17 protein-coding genes are annotated in these 16,882 nt (G+C 74.5%); 9 read left to right on the top strand and 8 right to left on the bottom strand.

Features of this window, described 5'->3' with window-relative positions:
* Nucleotides 1-57 precede the first annotated feature (57 nt).
* From AAW13_RS26060 to hypA, 3 genes are read left to right on the top strand one after another with little or no spacing between them, the layout of a single operon-like run.
* Complete coding sequence (locus tag AAW13_RS26060; protein WP_046732763.1) at nucleotides 58-264, top strand: hypothetical protein; 207 nt, start codon at nucleotides 58-60, stop codon at nucleotides 262-264.
* A 34-nt stretch (nucleotides 265-298) separates the two neighbouring features.
* The gene (locus AAW13_RS26055) at nucleotides 299-493 is read left to right on the top strand and encodes a hypothetical protein (RefSeq protein WP_046732762.1); all 195 of its coding nucleotides are present in this window, start codon (nucleotides 299-301) and stop codon (nucleotides 491-493) included.
* 7 nt (nucleotides 494-500) lie between these two features.
* A complete protein-coding gene (gene hypA / locus AAW13_RS26050; RefSeq protein WP_046732774.1) occupies nucleotides 501-839 on the top strand; it encodes a hydrogenase maturation nickel metallochaperone HypA in 339 nt (112 codons plus the stop codon).
* Nucleotides 840-888: 49 nt separating this feature from the next.
* On the opposite strand, the gene hypE is transcribed toward hypA, so the two are convergent.
* From hypE to AAW13_RS46040, 8 genes are all read right to left on the bottom strand, one after another.
* Nucleotides 889-1,878, bottom strand: coding sequence for a hydrogenase expression/formation protein HypE (gene hypE, locus AAW13_RS26045; RefSeq protein ID WP_079178974.1), 990 nt, complete (start codon nucleotides 1,876-1,878; stop codon nucleotides 889-891).
* Nucleotides 1,879-1,945: 67 nt separating this feature from the next.
* On the bottom strand, nucleotides 1,946-3,073 hold the full coding sequence (gene hypD, locus AAW13_RS26040; protein ID WP_046732760.1) for a hydrogenase formation protein HypD: 1,128 nt from the start codon (nucleotides 3,071-3,073) through the stop codon (nucleotides 1,946-1,948).
* Nucleotides 3,070-3,360: a HypC/HybG/HupF family hydrogenase formation chaperone gene (locus AAW13_RS26035; RefSeq protein ID WP_046732759.1), complete on the bottom strand. Its 291-nt coding sequence runs from the start codon at nucleotides 3,358-3,360 to the stop codon at nucleotides 3,070-3,072. The genes hypD and AAW13_RS26035 overlap by 4 nt, the downstream gene beginning before the upstream one ends.
* A 3-nt stretch (nucleotides 3,361-3,363) precedes the next feature.
* Nucleotides 3,364-5,721 carry a carbamoyltransferase HypF gene (hypF, locus tag AAW13_RS26030; protein ID WP_046732758.1) on the bottom strand — a complete coding sequence of 786 codons (2,358 nt, stop codon included), beginning with the start codon at nucleotides 5,719-5,721 and terminating at the stop codon, nucleotides 3,364-3,366.
* On the bottom strand, nucleotides 5,718-6,440 hold the full coding sequence (gene hypB / locus AAW13_RS26025) for a hydrogenase nickel incorporation protein HypB (protein ID WP_046732757.1): 723 nt from the start codon (nucleotides 6,438-6,440) through the stop codon (nucleotides 5,718-5,720). The genes hypF and hypB overlap by 4 nt, the downstream gene beginning before the upstream one ends.
* Nucleotides 6,441-6,507: 67 nt before the next feature.
* The gene (locus tag AAW13_RS26020) at nucleotides 6,508-7,089 is read right to left on the bottom strand and encodes a hydrogenase maturation protease (protein WP_046732756.1); all 582 of its coding nucleotides are present in this window, start codon (nucleotides 7,087-7,089) and stop codon (nucleotides 6,508-6,510) included.
* Nucleotides 7,086-8,756 carry a hydrogenase maturation protein gene (locus tag AAW13_RS26015; protein ID WP_046732755.1) on the bottom strand — a complete coding sequence of 557 codons (1,671 nt, stop codon included), beginning with the start codon at nucleotides 8,754-8,756 and terminating at the stop codon, nucleotides 7,086-7,088. Before AAW13_RS26015 ends, AAW13_RS26020 begins: the two co-directional genes overlap by 4 nt.
* Before the next feature lie 20 nt (nucleotides 8,757-8,776).
* Nucleotides 8,777-9,961: an acyltransferase family protein gene (locus AAW13_RS46040; protein ID WP_046732773.1), complete on the bottom strand. Its 1,185-nt coding sequence runs from the start codon at nucleotides 9,959-9,961 to the stop codon at nucleotides 8,777-8,779.
* A gap of 216 nt (nucleotides 9,962-10,177) precedes the next feature.
* Here AAW13_RS46040 and AAW13_RS47485 point away from each other — a divergent pair, with 216 nt between their 5' ends.
* The 6 genes from AAW13_RS47485 to AAW13_RS25980 all read left to right on the top strand — a co-directional run bounded on the left by AAW13_RS47485 (nucleotide 10,178) and on the right by AAW13_RS25980 (nucleotide 16,797).
* Nucleotides 10,178-11,527, top strand: a complete 1,350-nt coding sequence (locus tag AAW13_RS47485) for an FAD-binding protein (protein ID WP_276207603.1) — start codon at nucleotides 10,178-10,180, stop codon at nucleotides 11,525-11,527.
* A gap of 95 nt (nucleotides 11,528-11,622) precedes the next feature.
* On the top strand, nucleotides 11,623-12,369 hold the full coding sequence (locus tag AAW13_RS26000; protein ID WP_046732771.1) for a nuclear transport factor 2 family protein: 747 nt from the start codon (nucleotides 11,623-11,625) through the stop codon (nucleotides 12,367-12,369).
* Nucleotides 12,366-12,707, top strand: coding sequence for a YciI family protein (locus tag AAW13_RS25995; RefSeq protein ID WP_046732754.1), 342 nt, complete (start codon nucleotides 12,366-12,368; stop codon nucleotides 12,705-12,707). Before AAW13_RS26000 ends, AAW13_RS25995 begins: the two co-directional genes overlap by 4 nt.
* A 7-nt stretch (nucleotides 12,708-12,714) precedes the next feature.
* Nucleotides 12,715-13,974 (top strand): RNA polymerase sigma factor, encoded by a 1,260-nt coding sequence (locus tag AAW13_RS25990; protein ID WP_046732753.1) that lies wholly within the window; start codon nucleotides 12,715-12,717, stop codon nucleotides 13,972-13,974.
* Between the two features lie 103 nt (nucleotides 13,975-14,077).
* Nucleotides 14,078-15,271: a serine hydrolase domain-containing protein gene (locus AAW13_RS25985; protein ID WP_046732752.1), complete on the top strand. Its 1,194-nt coding sequence runs from the start codon at nucleotides 14,078-14,080 to the stop codon at nucleotides 15,269-15,271.
* Nucleotides 15,268-16,797: an alpha/beta hydrolase gene (locus AAW13_RS25980; protein ID WP_046732751.1), complete on the top strand. Its 1,530-nt coding sequence runs from the start codon at nucleotides 15,268-15,270 to the stop codon at nucleotides 16,795-16,797. The genes AAW13_RS25985 and AAW13_RS25980 overlap by 4 nt, the downstream gene beginning before the upstream one ends.
* The last annotated feature ends 85 nt before the right edge of the window (nucleotides 16,798-16,882 follow it).

Below are 16,882 nucleotides of genomic sequence, written 5' to 3'. Positions count from 1 at the left end.
CGAGCGGTCCTGAGGCCGAGCGGTCCTGAGGAACGGCAACACAGTAAGGAGAGATCCATGGGCAGCATCAGAGTCGGCCGCCCCCAGGCGCGGCCCGACACCCCGTCCCACGTGCCCGGTATGCATCAGGGCAACGAGGGTCCGTACAAGAAGCAGACCGGACACCACTCGGACGGCACCGCCGACGCGCGGCGCTCGACCAACATCCACTGGAAGCGCCACGACGCCCTGCTGGACGTCATGCCGAACATCCCGCCCGGATGAGCCGGAGATGAGACAGAGAAGGGAGTTCCCTCTTATGAAGGGTCAAGGCCTCATGAAGGGTCAGGGCAGGAGAACGGGAACGGCGGCCCAGCGCGTGCTGGCCGCGGAGATCGCCGTGGTGGGCGCGCTGGTCCTGGCGCTGCTCGTCACCGAGATCCCCAGCATGATGCGCGAGATGAAGATCTGGCGCATCGCCGGTGGGCTGCGTGCCCGTCGCCGGTATCCGTGAGCCGGACGTGCACGAACTGTCGATCGCGACCGCGATCGTGGAACAGGCCGACGAATGGGCCCGGGCGGACGGCGCGACCGGTGTGGCCGCGGTGACCGTCCGGGTCGGCGAACTGTCCGGGGTCGTCCCCGACGCCCTGGACTTCGCCTTCGAGGTGGCCCGGGACGGCACCGCCCTCGCGGGCGCCCGCCTGGTGGTCGAGCAGGTGACCGCGCGGGCCTGGTGCGGACCGTGCGCCGAGGAGTTCGCGGTGGGCATGCCGCCGTTCTTCTGGTGCCCGCGCTGCGACCGGCCCTCCACCGAACTGCGCAGCGGCCGGGAACTGGAGATCACCGCCGTCGAGTGACCCGGCCGGCGCCCGGAGGCGCGGGCTGGGCACTCGCCGGCCGGCGGCTTCAGCAGATGCGGGGCAGCTGCTCCCCGAGCGGCAGGTCCACGACCCGGGTGCCGCCCAGGCCGGTCGCCACGACGACCATGCCGGGGTGCTCGGCCACGCACTCCCCGACGACCACCGAGCCCGACCCCTGCGGATGCGCGCGCATCGCGGCCAGCACGGCCTCGGCGTCGCCCGGCGGCACGAAGGCCACCAGCCGGCCCTCGTTGGCGACGTAGAGCGGGTCGAGTCCGAGGAACCCGCAGGCGTTGGCGACCGCGTCCGGCACGGGGATGGCCCGCTCGCTGAGCCGGACCCCGGTTCCGGAGGCGCGGGCGATCTCGTTCAGCGAGGCGGCCAGCCCGCCCCGGGTGGGGTCGCGCAGGACGTGGATGTCCGGGGTGACATCCAGCATGGTCGCCACCAGGTCGGCCAGCGGCGCGGTGTCGCTGGCGATCTCGACGCCGAACTCCAGCCCCTCCCGCACGCTCAGCACGGCGACCCCGTGCAGGCCGATCGGTCCGCTGACGATGACGGCGTCCCCGGGGCGGGCCCGCTGCGGCCGGACGTCGACCCGCTCGGGGACGAGCCCGACGCCGGCGGTCGTGACGTACACCCCGTCCCCGTGGCCGGCCTCGACCACCTTGGTGTCCCCGGTGGCGATGGTGACCCCGGCGGTCTCGGCCGCCGCGCCCATGGCCCGCGCGACGCGTTCCACGACGCTCAGCTCCACGCCCTCCTCCAGGACGAACGCGGCGGAGAGATAGGCGGGCCGGGCGCCGCTCATCGCCAGGTCGTTGACGGTGCCGTTGACGGCGAGGTCGCCGAGGCAGCCGCCGGGGAAGAACAGCGGCCGTACCACGTAGGAGTCGGTGGAGAGGGCCAGCCGGGCGCCGCCCAGGTGCAGGACGGCCGAGTCGGTCATGCCGGCGAGCAGCGCATTGCCGTAGGCGGGGGTGAAGACCTGCTCGATCAGCTCGGCGGAGAGGGCGCCGCCCCCGCCGTGGCCCATCACCACGACCGGCTGGTCGCGGATGGGTGCCGGGCAGCTCCAGTTCGCGGGGTCCACGACGGTCTGGTCAGCCAACGGGGTTCATCTCCTCACGCGCGGGCGCCGGTCCGGACATCCGGCGGTAGAGGTAGTAGGCGGCGCAGGCGCCCTCGCTGGAGACCATGGTGGCGCCGAGCGGGGTGCGCGGGGTGCAGGTGGTGCCGAAGGCCGCGCAGTCCGTGGGCTTGATGAGCCCTTGCAGGACCTCACCGGCCCGGCATTCGGCGGGTTCCTCGGTGCGGATGCCGCTGACGTCGAAGCGGTGTTCGGCGTCGTACGGCCGGTAGGCCTCGCTGAGCCGCCAGCCGCTGGCGGGGATCCGGCCGATGCCGCGCCAGGAGCGGTCGGTGACCTCGAAGACCTCCTCGATCATGCGGACGGCGGCCGGGTTGCCGCCCTCGCGCACGGCGCGGGGGTAGGCGTTCTCCACCCGGTGCTCGCCGCGCTCCAGCTGGCGGACGGTGCGGCGGATGCCCTCCAGGATGTCGAGCGGTTCGAAGCCGGTGACGACGATGGGCACCCGGTGCCGTTCGGCCAGCTCGGGGTACTCGCCCATGCCCATCACGCTGCACACGTGACCTGCTGCGAGGAAGCCCTGTACCCGGCAGCGGGGGGCGGTCATGATGGCCTCGACGGCCGGGGGGACCCGGACGTGGGAGACCAGCAGGCTGAAGTTGGCCAGGCCGAGCCGCTTGGCCTGGTGCACGGCCATGGCGTTGGCGGGGGCGGTGGTCTCGAAGCCGATGGCGAAGAAGACGACCTGCTTGTCCGGGTGGCGCCGGGCCAGCTGGAGCGCGTCGAGCGGGGAGTACACCACGCGGACGTCGCCGCCCTCGCCCTTGACCCGGAACAGGTCGCGGTCGGTGCCGGGCACCCGCAGCATGTCGCCGAACGAGCAGAAGATCACGTCGGGCCGGGCGGCGATCTCCAGGGCCTTGTCGATGCACTCCAGCGGGGTCACGCAGACCGGGCAGCCCGGCCCGTGGATCAACTCGATCTGCTCCGGCAGGAGTTGGTCGATGCCGTGCCGGATGATGGAGTGGGTCTGGCCGCCGCACACCTCCATCAGGGCCCAGGGGCGGGTGGCGGTGGCGCGGATCTCGTCGAGCAGCCGGCGCGCCAGCTGCGGGTCGTTGAACTCGTCGAGGTACTTCACCGGGCCTCACTCCCCTCGGCCTGCTCGGCGGCCTGCCGCCAGGCGTCGCCGAACTCCTCCTCGAGCAGCCCGAGTTCCTCGAAGAGCCGCAGGGAGGCCAGGGCGGACTCCTCGTCGAGCCGTTGCAGGGCGAAGCCCACGTGGACGATGACGTACTCCCCCACCCGCACGTCGGACACGTACTCCAGACACGCCTGCTTCTGCACCCCGCCGAAGTCGATCAGGCCGGTGAGCGGATCGGCGGTGTCGTCGATGCTCACGACCCTGCCGGGCACTGCCAAACACATGGGTCACTCCGTCTCGTCGCTGGTTCCTCTGGGTTGGTCGTCCGGTGCTTCGCGGGCCGCGACCAGCAGTTGCCCGAGCGCCAGCCCGCCGTCGTTCGGGGGGACCTCGCCGTGCAGCAGCACGGTGAAGCCGTCGTCGCGGAGCAGTCCGGCGCTCGCGTCCTCCAGCAGGGCGTTGGCGAAGACACCGCCGGTCAGGGCGACGGTGTTCAGGCCGGTGCCGTCGCGGACCCCTCGGCAGACGGCGGCGACGGCCCGGGCGACACCGCGGTGGAAGCGGGCCGCGATCACCGGTACCGGGGTGCCGCGCCGCAGGTCGCCGATGACCGCGCGCAGGGCGGGCGCCGGGTCGAGGGGGTCGCCGAAGGGGTATGCGGCGCGGTCCCGGTCCCAGGCCAGGCAGGCCTGCGCCTCCAGTTCCAGGGCGGCCTGGGCCTCGTAGCCCGCCCGGTGGCACACGCCCGCGAGGGACGACACCGCGTCGAAGAGCCGACCCATGCTGGAGGTGGCCGCACAGCCGACGCCGCTCGGCAACTGCCTTGCCAGCAGGCGGAGTTCGTCGCGCGAGCAGGCGGCGACGCTGGGCAGGTCGGGATCCCACGGCAGGCCGGCCGCCCACAGCCGGGCCAGCGCGGTGCGGCAGGGGTTGGCGACCCCCGCGTCCCCGCCGGGCAGCGGGGCCGGGGCGAGGTGGGCGAGACGGCGGTAGCCGGTGTAGCCGGCGACGAGCACCTCGCCGCCCCAGACGCTGCCGTCGTCGCCGTAGCCCGTGCCGTCGAAGGCGACGCCGATGACGGGGGTGGTGCCGTCGAGGCCCGCCTGTGCCATGACGGAGGCGATGTGCGCGTGGTGGTGCTGCACGAACACCGGTCTTGCCAGGGGAAGTCGCGTGCTGCGGCGGCGGGCCCAGGCGGCCGAGTGGTAGCCGGGGTGGCGGTCGGCGGCGACGAGTTCGGGGCGGACGCCGGTCAGCCGGTGCAGATGCCGTTCCGCCCTCGCGGCGGCCTCCAGGGTGGCCAGGTCGCCCATGTCGCCGATGTGCGGGCCGAACCAGGCGAGGTCGCCCTCGCCGACGCAGAGCGCGTTCTTGAGGTCGCCGCCCACCGCGAGCGCGGGCCGCACCGGCACCGGCAGCCGCAGCGGGCGCGGCGCGTATCCGCGGGAGCGGCGCAGTACCTGTTCGATGCCGTCGGCGCGGACCCGCAGCAGGGAGTCGTCGCACGGCGAGGCGATGGGCCGGTCGTGCGCGAGCCAGGCGTCGGCCAGCCCGGACAGCCGGGTCAGCGCCTCCTCGTCGTCCGTGACGATCGGTTCACCCGAGCGGTTGCCGCTGGTCATGACGAGGACGCGGGGGCCGGGCGGATCGCCGGGGAGGCCGAAGAGGAGGGTGTGGACGGGGGTGTAGGGCAGCATCACGCCGAGGTGCGGGCTGCCCGGGCAGACGCCGGCCGCCAGCCTGACGCCACGCTTGGGGCGGAGCAGGACGATGGGGCGGCGGGGTCCGGTGAGGGCGGCTCGTTCGGCGGCGCCGAGCTCGGCGATCCGTGCCGCCTCGTCGAGGTCCGCGCACATCACGGCGAACGGCTTGTCGCCGCGGGCCTTGCGGGTGCGCAGGGTGTCGACGGCGTGGCCGTCGGCGGCGTCGCAGGCGAGGTGGTAGCCGCCGACGCCCTTCACGGCGATGATCCGCCCGGCGGCGAGCAGCTCTCGCGCACGTGACAGGGCCTCACCGTCGCCAGCGGCTCTCACCGCGCTGCCCGCGGCGGGCACCAGCCGCAGCCGGGGCCCGCAGTCGGGGCAGGCCACGGGCTGGGCGTGGAAGCGGCGGTCGGCCGGGGCCTCGTACTCCCGGGTGCAGCGGGGGCACAGGGGGAAGCCGGACATGGTGGTGGCCGCGCGGTCGTAGGGCATCCCGGTGGCGATGGTGAAGCGGGGTCCGCAGTGGGTGCAGGTGATGAAGGGGTGGCGATGCCTGCGGTCCGCCGGATCGGCGAGTTCGCGCAGGCAGTCGGCGCAGGTGGCGGTGTCGGGCGGGAGCAGCGTGCGGCCCGGCGCGGACTGTTCGGTGGCGCGGATGGTGAAGTCGGGGTCCGTCCCGGTGGCGGGTACCTCCTCGACGCCCACGGCGATGACGGTGGCCAGCGGCGGCGGTTCGCCGGCCAGCCGCTCGCAGAACCGCTCGACGTCCGTGGCCGGCCCCTCCACCTCGATGAGGACCCCGTGCGCGGCGTTGCCGACGAACCCGGTGAGGGCGAGTTCGGCGGCCAGCCGGTGGACGTGGGGGCGGAAGCCGACGCCCTGTACGGTCCCGCGCACCGTGATGCGCCGGCGGACCGCCGCCGCGGTGGTCGGCGCGGTCACGAGGCGGTCGGGGCGTGCAGGTGACCGTGCGGGTGCGGGGCGAGCAGGGGCCGGTGGGCGGGAGCGCCGTCGCGTACGGCGAGCACCCGGTCGAGGACGGTGTCGACGCCTTCGCCGGTACGGGCGCAGGTGCGGACGACCTCGACGCCGGGGTTGACCCGCCGTACCTGGTCGGCGAAGGCGCGTTCGTCGAAGCCGGCCGGTCCGGCGAGGTCGGTCTTGGTGAGCACGACCAGGTGGGCGGAGCCGAAGGCGGTGGGGTACTTGGCGGGCTTGTCCTCGCCCTCGGTCACCGCCATCAGCACGATCCTCAGGTGCTCGCCCAGGTCGTAGGAGGCGGGGCAGACGAGGTTGCCGACGTTCTCCACGAACAGCAGCGCGGTGTCCGTCGGCAGCCAGCCCTCCAGGTGACCGCGGACCTGCCGGGCCTCCAGGTGGCACAGCCCGTCGGTCAGGAGCTGTTTCACCGGCGCTCCCGAACGGGCCAGCCGCGTCGCGTCGTTCTCGGTGGCGAGGTCGGCGGTGAAGGCGGCGACGGGGACGTCCCGCTCCAGCGCCCTGGCGAGGACCCGGCCGAGCAGCTCGGTCTTGCCGCTGCCGGGGCTGGACAGCAGGTTCACCACGTTCACCCCGCGCGCGGTCAGGTCGTCGCGCAGGCTCGCGGCCAGGCCGTCGTTCCTGGCCAGGACGGCCCGGGTGACCTCCTCCGACTGGCACATGGGCGGTCCGCTCCTCGGTCGCTGGGGTGGGAAGGACCTGCGGAGCGGTGGGTTCCGCCCTGGTCCGCTAGCGATCCTCCGCGCCCGTGGCGGCAGTCTGCGGGCGACCGGCCGGGACGGGGGGCGCGGATTCCTCCGGGCGGGCCAACGGGGGCGTGACCAGGGGGTCCGCGAGCAGTGCCGGGACGAGGACGTGCAGGGCGGTCACCGCCTGCCCGACCGCGTCCCGGACCGGTGCGCTGAGCCCGGGGGCGATGTCCTCGTCGCCGCGCGGCGGCTCGCCCGGTTCGCAGGCGAGGACGAGGACGCGGGGCAGGGGTTCGTCGCCGAGGTGGGCGGCGAGGGCGAGCACCCTGGCCGGGTCCATGCCGTGCGCCTCGGGCGGGGCGGCCGCGGCGCCGCCCGGCGGGTCGGGTTCGATCAGGGAGAGGGTGCCGGGGCACTCACCGCGGGCCGCCGCGTCCACGAGGACGACGACCGTCCAGCCGTCGAGCAGTTCGTAGGCGAGGTCCAGGCCCCGGATGCCGTAGTCCCGGACCCGCACCCCGGGCGGCAGCGGCCGGCCGGCCAGGGCACGGATCACCTCGGGGCCGAAGGCGTCGTCGCCAAGGAAGATGTTGCCCACGCCCGCCACCAGCAGCCGGGTCACCGGGCACCGCCGGGGACCTTGCGGACGAAGGCCGAGCGCAGCGCGTGGTAGGCAGCGCCCGGATCGAAGAACAGGGCGTGCATCCGGGCGAGTTCGTCCGCGCGGTGGTCGGCGAGCGGGTACCGCTCCTCGTCGGCGCGGCGCGCCGCGGCCTTGGCGGCGATCCGCCGGTCGAGGTCCGGGGTGCCGGCGAGTTCGGCGGCCAGGCGCTCGACCTCGGCGGTGAAGTCCCGGGCGGGGACGGGTACCAGGCGGTCGACGAGCCCGAGCCGGGCGGCGGTGGCCGCGCTCACCGGCTGGGCCTCCTCGGTCAGCCGCCGGGCGGTCTCCGCTCCGGCCCGGCGGGGCAGCGAGTACGTCCAGAACTCCGAGCCGTACAGGCCCATCCGCCGGTAGTGCGGGTTGAGGACGGCGCCCGAGCGGCACCAGACCTGGTCGGCGGCGAGGGCGAGCATGGCGCCGCCGGCCGCGGCGTTGCCGCCGAGCGCGGCCACCACCAGCCGGTCGGTGGTCCGCAGCACGGCCTCGACGAGGTCGTCCATGGCGTTGAGGTTGGCCCAGGACTCCACGGCCGGGTCGGGTGCGGCCTCGATGACGTTCAGGTGGATGCCGTTGGAGAAGAAGTCACGCCGGCCGCCGAGCACCAGGACCCGGGTGGGGCGGGCGAGGGCGTACTCGTACGCGGCGAGCAGCCGCCGGCAGTGGCCGGTGCTCATGGCGCCGCCGGGGAAGGAGAAGCTGACGAAGCCGACGTCGCCGTGCTGCCGGTAGCGGATGTCGCTCCAGGTGCGGCGGTCCGGGTCCGGTTCCAGCGGCGCCGGGCACTCGGGGAGCGCCGGGTCGGCGAGCACGTCGGCCGCGGGGCGCCGGAAGGGCGCCGGGTCACCGGAGTTCCTGCGCGGGCGCAGCTCCGGGATCCAGACGGCGCCGTCGCGGGTGGCCCGGCAGACCGCGCCCGCCCGCGTCGCCAGCAACGCGCCGGGTTCGCCGCGCAGTTCGTCCTCGGGGTGACCGCCGTGCAGGAACACCTCCCGGCCGCCCAGCTCGTCCAGCACGCCCGGCTGCGAGTCGGCCCCGCGCAGTTTGCGCAGCACCGTGTCCGTGTCGTCGGCCGCCCAGTCGATCCGCCGCCGCTCCTGCCGCAAGACGTCACGCCAGACGATCCGGCCGTGAATCGCGGGGTCGCTCTGCGGCAGCGGCTTGTACGAGCCGTCCGCGTACCGTCGTACGGCCAGGTGGACGGCGGTCAGGGCGGCGTCGGTGGCCTCGCCCCGGTACAGGTCGCTCTTGCCGACCGGCGCCACCGGGAACGGCTCGCTCGCCCACACCGCGCCCGCGTCCATCGCGGCCTCGGCCTGGAGGACGGTCACCCCCCAGGTCGGGGCCTGTTCGGCGATCGCCCAGTCGAGGGCGGAGGGGCCCCGGTCGCCGAGCGGGCCCGGGTGCACGATCAGGCAGGTGTGCGCCCGCCAGACGTCCTCGGGGAGTGCCGTCCTCAGCATCGGCGCGACGATCAGCTCCGGGGACCGTTCCCGTACGGCCGAGCGGATGGCGTCCGGACCCCGGCCGGCGAGGACGACGTCCACCCGGTGGCCGAGGTCGGACAGTTCGGCGTAGACCCGCTGGGACAGGCTGTTGAACGCGCTTGCGATGAGCAGAATGTCCATGGTGCGGCATATTTACCGCTTCAGCGGCTCCCGGAAAGGACCCGTACGGCGTTTCGCCGCCCGCCCTGGTCCACTCGGCCCTCCGGGGCCCGGAAGGCCCACTCCATGCCGGGCTCCATCACGAACCGGAAGACCCGGCGCACCGGCGGGGTGCACAGCAGGGTCACCACCGCGGCGGCGACGAGGGTCGCGGTCACCGCGCCGAGCGGCCCGTGCATCCACGCGGGGTCGTACCAGTGCGCGGGCTTGGCGCCCTGCGCGACGAAGCCGTGCAGCAGGTAGCCGTAGAGCGTGCCCGCGCCGAGGGCGGTGAACCAGGTACGGCGGCCCGGCACCCAGGCGAGGAAGCAGGCGACCAGGACCAGGGAGCAGCCGAAGGTGGCGAGGGTCATCACGGGTCCGTACCAGGCGGGCACGCCCAGCTGCTCGGCGCTGTCCCGGTGGAAGAACCAGCGGTAGCCGAGGTGCGGCACCGACCAGTAGGCGACCGCGAGGGCCGCCGCGGCGACGGGCAGGGCGCACAGCCGCACGCTCCACCGGCGCAGCAGGCCGAAGTGCTCGGGCCGCAGGGAGAGCCCGAGCACGAAGTACGGCATGAACTGAAGGACCCGCTGGAGGTCGAGGTCCCCGCCGACGGACGACGCGACGCTCGCCAGCGTGGCCACGGCCAGCGCGACGGGCAGCGGCCACCGCAGCAGGCGCCAGATCGGGGTGGTCAGCCGCCAGATGAACAGGGCCGCCAGGAACCAGGTCAGGTACAGCGGGTTCAGGAGGCTGATGTCGCGGTCCGGGGCGTGGTCGCTCCACCGGGTGAACAGGGTGTAGGCGGTCTCGAACACGACATAGGGCACGGCGACACCGGTGACCAGCCGCCGGACGCGGGCCGGGCTCGCGTCGAAGTTCCGGGAGAAGTAGCCGGAGATGACGATGAACGCCGGCATGTGGAAGGCGTACACGAACGTGTAGAGCGCGGTGACGGTACGGCTGTCCGAGCGCAACGGTTCCCAGGCGTGTCCGACGGCCACCAGCACGATCGCCAGGTACTTGGCGTTGTCGAAGTACGCGTCCCGCCGCCCGGCGCTCCGCGCGGGCGGCCGCTCACCTGGTGCGGGTGCCGGTCCGGGTGGCGGGGCCGGTGTCCGGTCCGTGGGCCGAGCGGGTGACGCGTCGTCGACTGTGGCTGCTGTCTCGCGGGAGCCGGACAGACCAGAACACCTCTCACATGACGTGCGCTCCGAGGAGCGACCGGGGACGGGGTCGGAGCCGGTGGGCGCCGCTCCGGTGACGCTGCTCTCCGGGATCCGCCGGCCCAAACCCCGGTGGCACCAGGGCGGCGGTGTGGGAAACACCACCCACTCGCCCTCCGCCGCCGTGAGAATGGCTCCGCCCCTGTCGACCGATGCCTCCTGGGAGCGTGCCGCGTGACGTCGTCGGACCGTGTCTTCGCCGCCGCGGGATCCATGGAACCGCTGGACACCCGTCCGGCAACGCTCCGCGCGGCGGCGGACGACTTCGGCCACCTCGTGCACGGACCGCCGCTGGGCGTGCTGCGGCCCGGGTCCGCCGCCGGGATCAGGGACGCGCTGGTGCATGCCGGACGGCACGGGATCCCGGTGGCCGCGCGGGCGGGCGGTCACTCCCTGTACGGGCAGGGCCAGGCGCCGGGCGGGATCGTCCTGGACCTGGCCGGACTGGCCGCCGTCGGACCGGTGACCGGCGACCGGGTCGAGGTGCAGGCGGGGGCGCTGTGGCGGGACGTGCTCGCCGCGACCCTGCCGCACGGGCTCGCCCCGCCCGTCCTCACCGACTACCTGGGAGCCGGTGTCGGCGGTGTGCTGAGCGCCGGCGGCCTGGGCGGCGCGAGTCACCGGCACGGCCTGGTGGCGGACTCGGTGCTGGAGCTGGAAGTGGTGACCGGGGCCGGTGAGCACCTGGTCTGCGCGCCGGACCGGCACGGCTCCCTCTTCCACGCGGTCCTGGCGGGTCTGGGCCAGGTGGCCGTCGTGGTCCGGGCCACCCTGCGCCTGTCCCCCGCGCCCGCCCTGGTGCGCCGCTACTGCCTGTACTACCCCGACCTGGAGGGCTACCTGGCCGACCAGCGCCTGCTGGCCGCGGACCGGCGTTTCGACCACCTGGAGGGCCAGGTCCGTCCCGCCCCCGACGGCTGGGCCTACATGGTCGAGGCGGTGGCCGGCCACCGGGGCCCGACCCCTCCCGACGACGGGCCGCTCCTGGACGGCCTCGCCTTCGGCTCGGCCGAGTCCGAGGACCTCGGGTACGCCGAGTTCGCGGACCGGGTCGCCACCGACGAGGAGCTGCTGCGGTCGACCGGCGAATGGCTGCACCCGCACCCCTGGCTGAACCTGCTGCTGCCCGACGACACCGCCGCCTCCGTGGTGACGGCGGTCCTCGGCGACCCCGGCTTCCGGGACCTGCGCGAGAACGGCCTGGTGCTGCTCTACCCCCTGCTCGGCCGCACCCTGCGGGCCCCGCTGTTCCGCCGCCCGCCCGGCGAGGTGGTCCATCTCCTGGCCCTGTTGCGTACGGCCGCCCCCGGCACGGCCGGCCCGATGGTCGCCGCCAACCGCAGGGCGTACGAGTTCGCCCGCGCCAGGGGCGCCGTCGCCTATCCGGTCAACGCGTTGCCGATGTCCCCCGCCGACTGGCGGGCGCACTACGGCAGCCGGTGGAAGACCCTGGCCGGGGCCAAGGCCGTCCACGATCCGCACGGCGTGCTGGGCCGCGGGCACGGGATGTGGGCACCGGCGTAGCGAGCCGAGCCGGAATCGCGGCCGCCGGGTGTCGATTCCGTCCGGCGCCGTTCGTCGGTGGGGTGTAGGAAGCACATGAGGACGTGGAGGAACCGATGAAGTACATGCTGCTGGTCTGCGGCGACGACACCGCCGACGCCTCCGGGATGGCACCGGTCGAACCCTGGGTCGAGGAACACGGCGTGCGCGGCGCGAGCCGGCTGTACGGGCACCGGCTGCGGCTGCCGGACACCGCGGTCACCGTGCGGGTGCGGGACGGGGAGGTGCTGCGGACCGACGGACCGTTCGCCGAGACCAAGGAGTACGTCGCCGGGTTCGACGTGGTCGACTGCGACAGCCTGGAGGAGGCGGTGCGGATCGCGGCCGGCCATCCGGTGGCCACCGTCGGTGCCCTGGAGGTACGGCCGTTCTGGGACGACGACCCGTTGGAGGACGCCGAGACGGCCGTCCGCCGGATCGACGCCGAGCTGACCGAGGCGGCGCGCGAACGGGACGTCGACCGGGTGACCGCCTGCTACGCGCCCGACGCGGAGGTCTTCGGGCCCGCCGACACCGCGGTGCGCTCGGGGGTCGCGGAGGTCCGCAAGGCGGTCGAGGCGTGGTTCGCCACGCTGTCCGGGCCGGTGCGCCGCGAGGTCCTGGACCTGCGGGTGCGTCCCGGGGAGGGCAGCTGCTTCAGCCACGCCCTCGTCCGGATCCACGGCACCCGCGTGACCGGGGAGCCCGTGGACCAGCTGGTCCGGGTCACCACCGGTTACCGCGACCCCGGGTTCGGCTGGGTCATCGCCCACGAGCACGTCTCGGTCCCGCTCGGCACGACGGACCGGAAGGAGCGGTCATGAAGTACGTCCTGTTCATCTGCACCCCGGTCGGCGGCCAGGAGCTCAGCCCCGCCGAGATCGCCGCGGACCCGCGCTTCACCTCCTACCTCCACGAGGTCCGCGGCCGGGACGTCGTCAAGGGCGGCGCCCGGCTGCGGCCCGCCGCCGACGCCACCACCGTGCGCGTCCAGGGCGACGAAGTGCTGCTGAGCGACGGGCCGTTCGCCGAGACCAAGGAGTACATAGCGGGCATCGACATCATCGAGGTCGCCGACCTCGACGAGGCGGTGGCACTCGCCTCCCGGCACCCCGCGGCGCTCGCCGGCGGCTCGGTGGAGGTGCGGCCGGTCTGGGAGTGAACCGCACATGAGTACCACGAACGAGGTCGAGGAGGCCGTCGCCGCCGCCTTCCGCGAGGAGTGGGCCCAGGTCGTCGCCACCCTGATCCGGGTGACCGGCGACTGGGACCTCGCCGAGGAGTGCGCGCAGGACGCCTTCGCCCAGGCGCTCGAACGGTGGCGGCGCGACGGAGTGCCGCGCCGCCCCGGCGCCTGGCTCACCACGACCGCCCGCAACCGCGCCCTGGACGTGCTGCGCCGGGAGGCGGTGGGGGCGGCGAAACAGCGGGAGGCGGCGGTGTCGGCGCGGGACGAGGGGCCGTACGACCCCGATCACGACGGGGACGACAGCGGGGTGGCGGACGACCGGCTGCGGCTGATCTTCACCTGCTGCCATCCCGCCCTGCCCGTCGAGGCACGGGTCGCGCTGACGCTGCGCACCCTCGCCGGGCTGACCACCCCCGAGATCGCGCACGCCTTCCTGGTGCCGGAGGCCACGATGGCGCAGCGTCTGGTGCGGGCCAAGCGGAAGATCCGCAACGCCGGTATCCCGTACCGGGTGCCGCCCGCGCATCTGCTGCCCGAGCGCACCACGGGCGTCCTCGGGGTGCTGTACCTGCTGTTCAACGAGGGGTACACGGCGAGCGGCGGCACGGATCTGGTGCGGGCCGGTCTGTGCGCCGAAGCCGTCCGGCTGGCGCGGCTGCTGGCCCGGCTGATGCCCGACGAACCGGAGGTCGCGGGCCTGCTCGCGCTTCTGCTGCTGCACGACGCCCGCCGGGGGACGCGGGTGGACGCGGCCGGCGATCTGGTGACCCTGGAGGACCAGGACCGCACGGCGTGGGACCGTGCCGAGATCGACGAGGGCGCGGCGCTCCTGGAGGGGGCCCTGCGCCGTGGCCGTCCCGGCCCGTACCAGATCCAGGCGGCCGTCGCGGCCTGTCACGCCACCGCGGCGACCGCCGCCGACACCGACTGGGCCGACATCGCCGGGCTGTACGGCGAACTCCAGCGGTTCGTCCCGTCGGCGGTGGTCCGGCTCAACCGGGCGGTCGCGGTGGGCATGGCCGAGGGGATGGAGGCAGGGCTGGCGCTGGTGGCGGAGCTGGAGGCGGAGGGCGAACTGGCCGGCTACCACCTGCTGCCGGCGACCCGGGCGGATCTGCTGCGGCGCCTGGGGCGGACGCGGGAGGCGGCCGAGGCGTACGAACGGGCCCTGGAGTCGGTGGCGAACGCGGCCGAACGCAGGTTCCTGGAGAAGCGGCTCGCGCAGTGCCGGGCGACGTAGCCGACGGGGGCCGGCCCCCCGCCGCGGCGGGGGCTGCCCCCACCACGGATGCGGCAGCCCGCAGGAGTGATCGCGGGCCCCCGCCTGCCTAGCGTGAGGGCGCATGGCAACCATTCCTGTGAAGTCCGCCCTCGCGTTATCGGCGGCGGCACTCGTGCTGGCGGCCGCGCCGCCCGCCACCGCACGGCCGTCACCCGCCTCACCTGCCTCACCTGCCTCACCCGTCGGGCGGTGCGCCGCGTCGGCCGAGGTCCACCGGGCCCTGACCGAGCTGACCTCCGGCGATCACATCGCCGGCGCCTCGGTGCTCGCCGACGGCCCGTGCGGGCGCTGGACCGCGGCCTCGGGCACGGCCGACCTCAGCACCGGCCGCCCCATGAACACCACCGACCGGCTGCGCGTCGGCAGCGTCACCAAGACGTTCACCGCGACCGTCGTCCTCCAGCTCGCCGCCGAACGCCGGCTCTCGCTGGACGCCTCCGTGGACCACTACCTGCCCGGTCTGATCGACGCCCACGGCTACCACGGCCGCCGCATCACCGTACGGCAACTCCTGCGCCACACGAGCGGGTTGCCCGACTACCTCGACGCACCCGAGTGGGAGCACCCGGAGCGCCTGCGCCACCGCCATTACGAACCGCGCGAGTTGATCGCGCGAGCCCTGGAACTCCCGCCCCCCGAGGGGACCTGGCATTACGCCACCACCAACTACCTGGTACTGGGACTGATCGTGCGGCAGGTCACCGGACACGCTCCGGAGGCGGAGACCAGCAGGCGGATCATCGCGCCCCTCGGGCTGCGCGACACCTACTGGCCGGGGGACGAGACCAGGATCCGGGGGCGGTACTCGCACAGTTACTTCACCGGCGAGGACGGGCGGCGCGTCGACGGGACCGACTGGAACACCTCCTTCGGCGGTGTCGGCGGCGCGCTCGTCTCCACCCAGGCCGACCTGCTCCGGTTCGCCACCGCGCTGCTCGGCGGGCGGCTGCTGCCGCCGCCCGAACTCGCCGAGATGCGGCGGACGGTGGCCGCCGATCCGGACCGGCTGTGGCCGGGCGCCCGCTACGGGCTGGGGCTGATCTCGTCGCCGCTGCCGTGCGGCGGGGTGTGGTGGGGACACGCCGGGACCGTGCCCGGCGGCCACCGGGCGCTGGTCGCGGTCGGTCCGGGCGGCCGGAGCGTGGCCGTCGCCCTCGACCAGGTACCGGACAGCCTGCGGGCCGAACTGGACTTCCAGCACCTCGTCGATGTCTCCCTCTGCCCGGCCGGCACCAGTGAGAGGACCGCAGCATGACCGGTTTCACGGCCCCCGCCGCCCTCGCCCTCGCCGGCGCGCTGGCCTTCGGCGCCGCCCCGGCCGCCACCGCCCACCCGGCCCCCGACCCGCTCGCCCGCTACCACCACCAGCACCTCGTCTGGGAGAGCTGCCTGCTCGGCCCCGACGACGACACCGGCAGGGAGCTGGAGAAGGCGGGCGCCCGGTGCGCCGACGTCACCGTGCCCCTGGACTACGACGACCCGGGCGGCCGTACGATCACCGTCGCGATCTCCCGCATCGAGGCCACCGACACCGCACACCGCGTCGGGTCGCTGCTGCTCAACAGCGGTGGCCCGGGCGGGCAGACGATCGGTGACCCGCCGTGGGTGCGGGCGGCGATGAAGGACGTGGGCCGGCGGTACGACGTGGTCGGCGTGGACCCGCGTTTCGTCGGCCGCAGCACGCCCATGGACTGCCACTGGCCCACCGGGTCGGCGATCCGCGGCCCGGGGCACGACCGGGCCGGCTTCGACCGCTCCACCGCCCTGGCCGCGCGACTCGCCGATGACTGCCGGAAGTTCGAGGGCGACGTCCTGCCGTACGTCACCACCCGGAACACCGCGCGGGACATGGACGTGATCCGCGCTGCGCTCGGCGAGCGGCGGATCTCCTACCTCGGCTACTCGTACGGCACCTACCTGGGCCAGGTGTACGCCACGATGTTCCCGGGCCGCACGGACCGGGTCGTGCTGGACGGGGTGGCCGACCCCGGCCGGTACAGCCCGCGCCTGCTGCGCGGCTCGGAGCCCGCCAACCGGCACGCGCTGCGGGACTGGGCCGCGTGGGCCGCCGCCCGCGACACGACGTACGGCCTGGGCGGCAGCCGGCAGGCGGTACTGGCGGTCGTGGACCGGGTCCAGGCCGCGGCGGAGCGCGCCCCGCTGCGGGTCGGCGACTACCAGGTGGACGAGAGCATCACGCCGATGGTCGTCTTCAGTGGCCTCTCGCAGGACGACGACACGGCGTACGGCGCCCTCGCGTCGGCCGTCCGCGACCTGCGGGACGCGGCCGACGGCAGGTCCGTCGACCCGGGTCCATGGCTCGCCGACACGCTCCGCTTCCAGCTGACCGGTTCCGAATCGGCGTACGGCAGCGTGCAGATGGCCGTCCTCTGCGGGGACGTGGCCGCGCCCCGCCTCCCGGACACCTACTGGCATGACGTCCAACGGGCCCGCGCCAAGGACCCGTTGTTCGGGCCGGTGACCAACAACATCGGACCGTGCGCGTTCTGGGAGCCGCCGCGCGAGCGTCCGACGAGGATCAGGGACGACCTGCCGGCCCTCCTCGTCAACGCCACGGGCGACCCGCGCACCGTCTACGAGGGCGCCCAGGCGGTGCACCGCGGCTGGCCCGGCTCCCGGCTGGTGACGCTGCGCGGGGCGGACCAGCACGCGGTGTTCGGCGTGTACGGCAGCGCGTGCGTCGACGCGACGGTCAACGCCTACCTGTCGAGCGGACGGCTGCCGGCCACGGACGTCACCTGCACCGCGACCGCCCACTGAAGGGCACCCCCGAACCACCTCCGGACCACTCCTTGAAAGGGGCGGCCCGGAGGGACCGGAGAGCCGAAAGGGCCCGGAGGGGGCC

It is taken from the genome of Streptomyces humi, assembly GCF_001005085.2.
GTDB classification, from domain to species: domain Bacteria; phylum Actinomycetota; class Actinomycetes; order Streptomycetales; family Streptomycetaceae; genus Streptomyces; species Streptomyces humi.
Note: the sequence above shows the minus strand (reverse complement) of the source record. Positions and strands in the feature narration are given on the sequence as shown.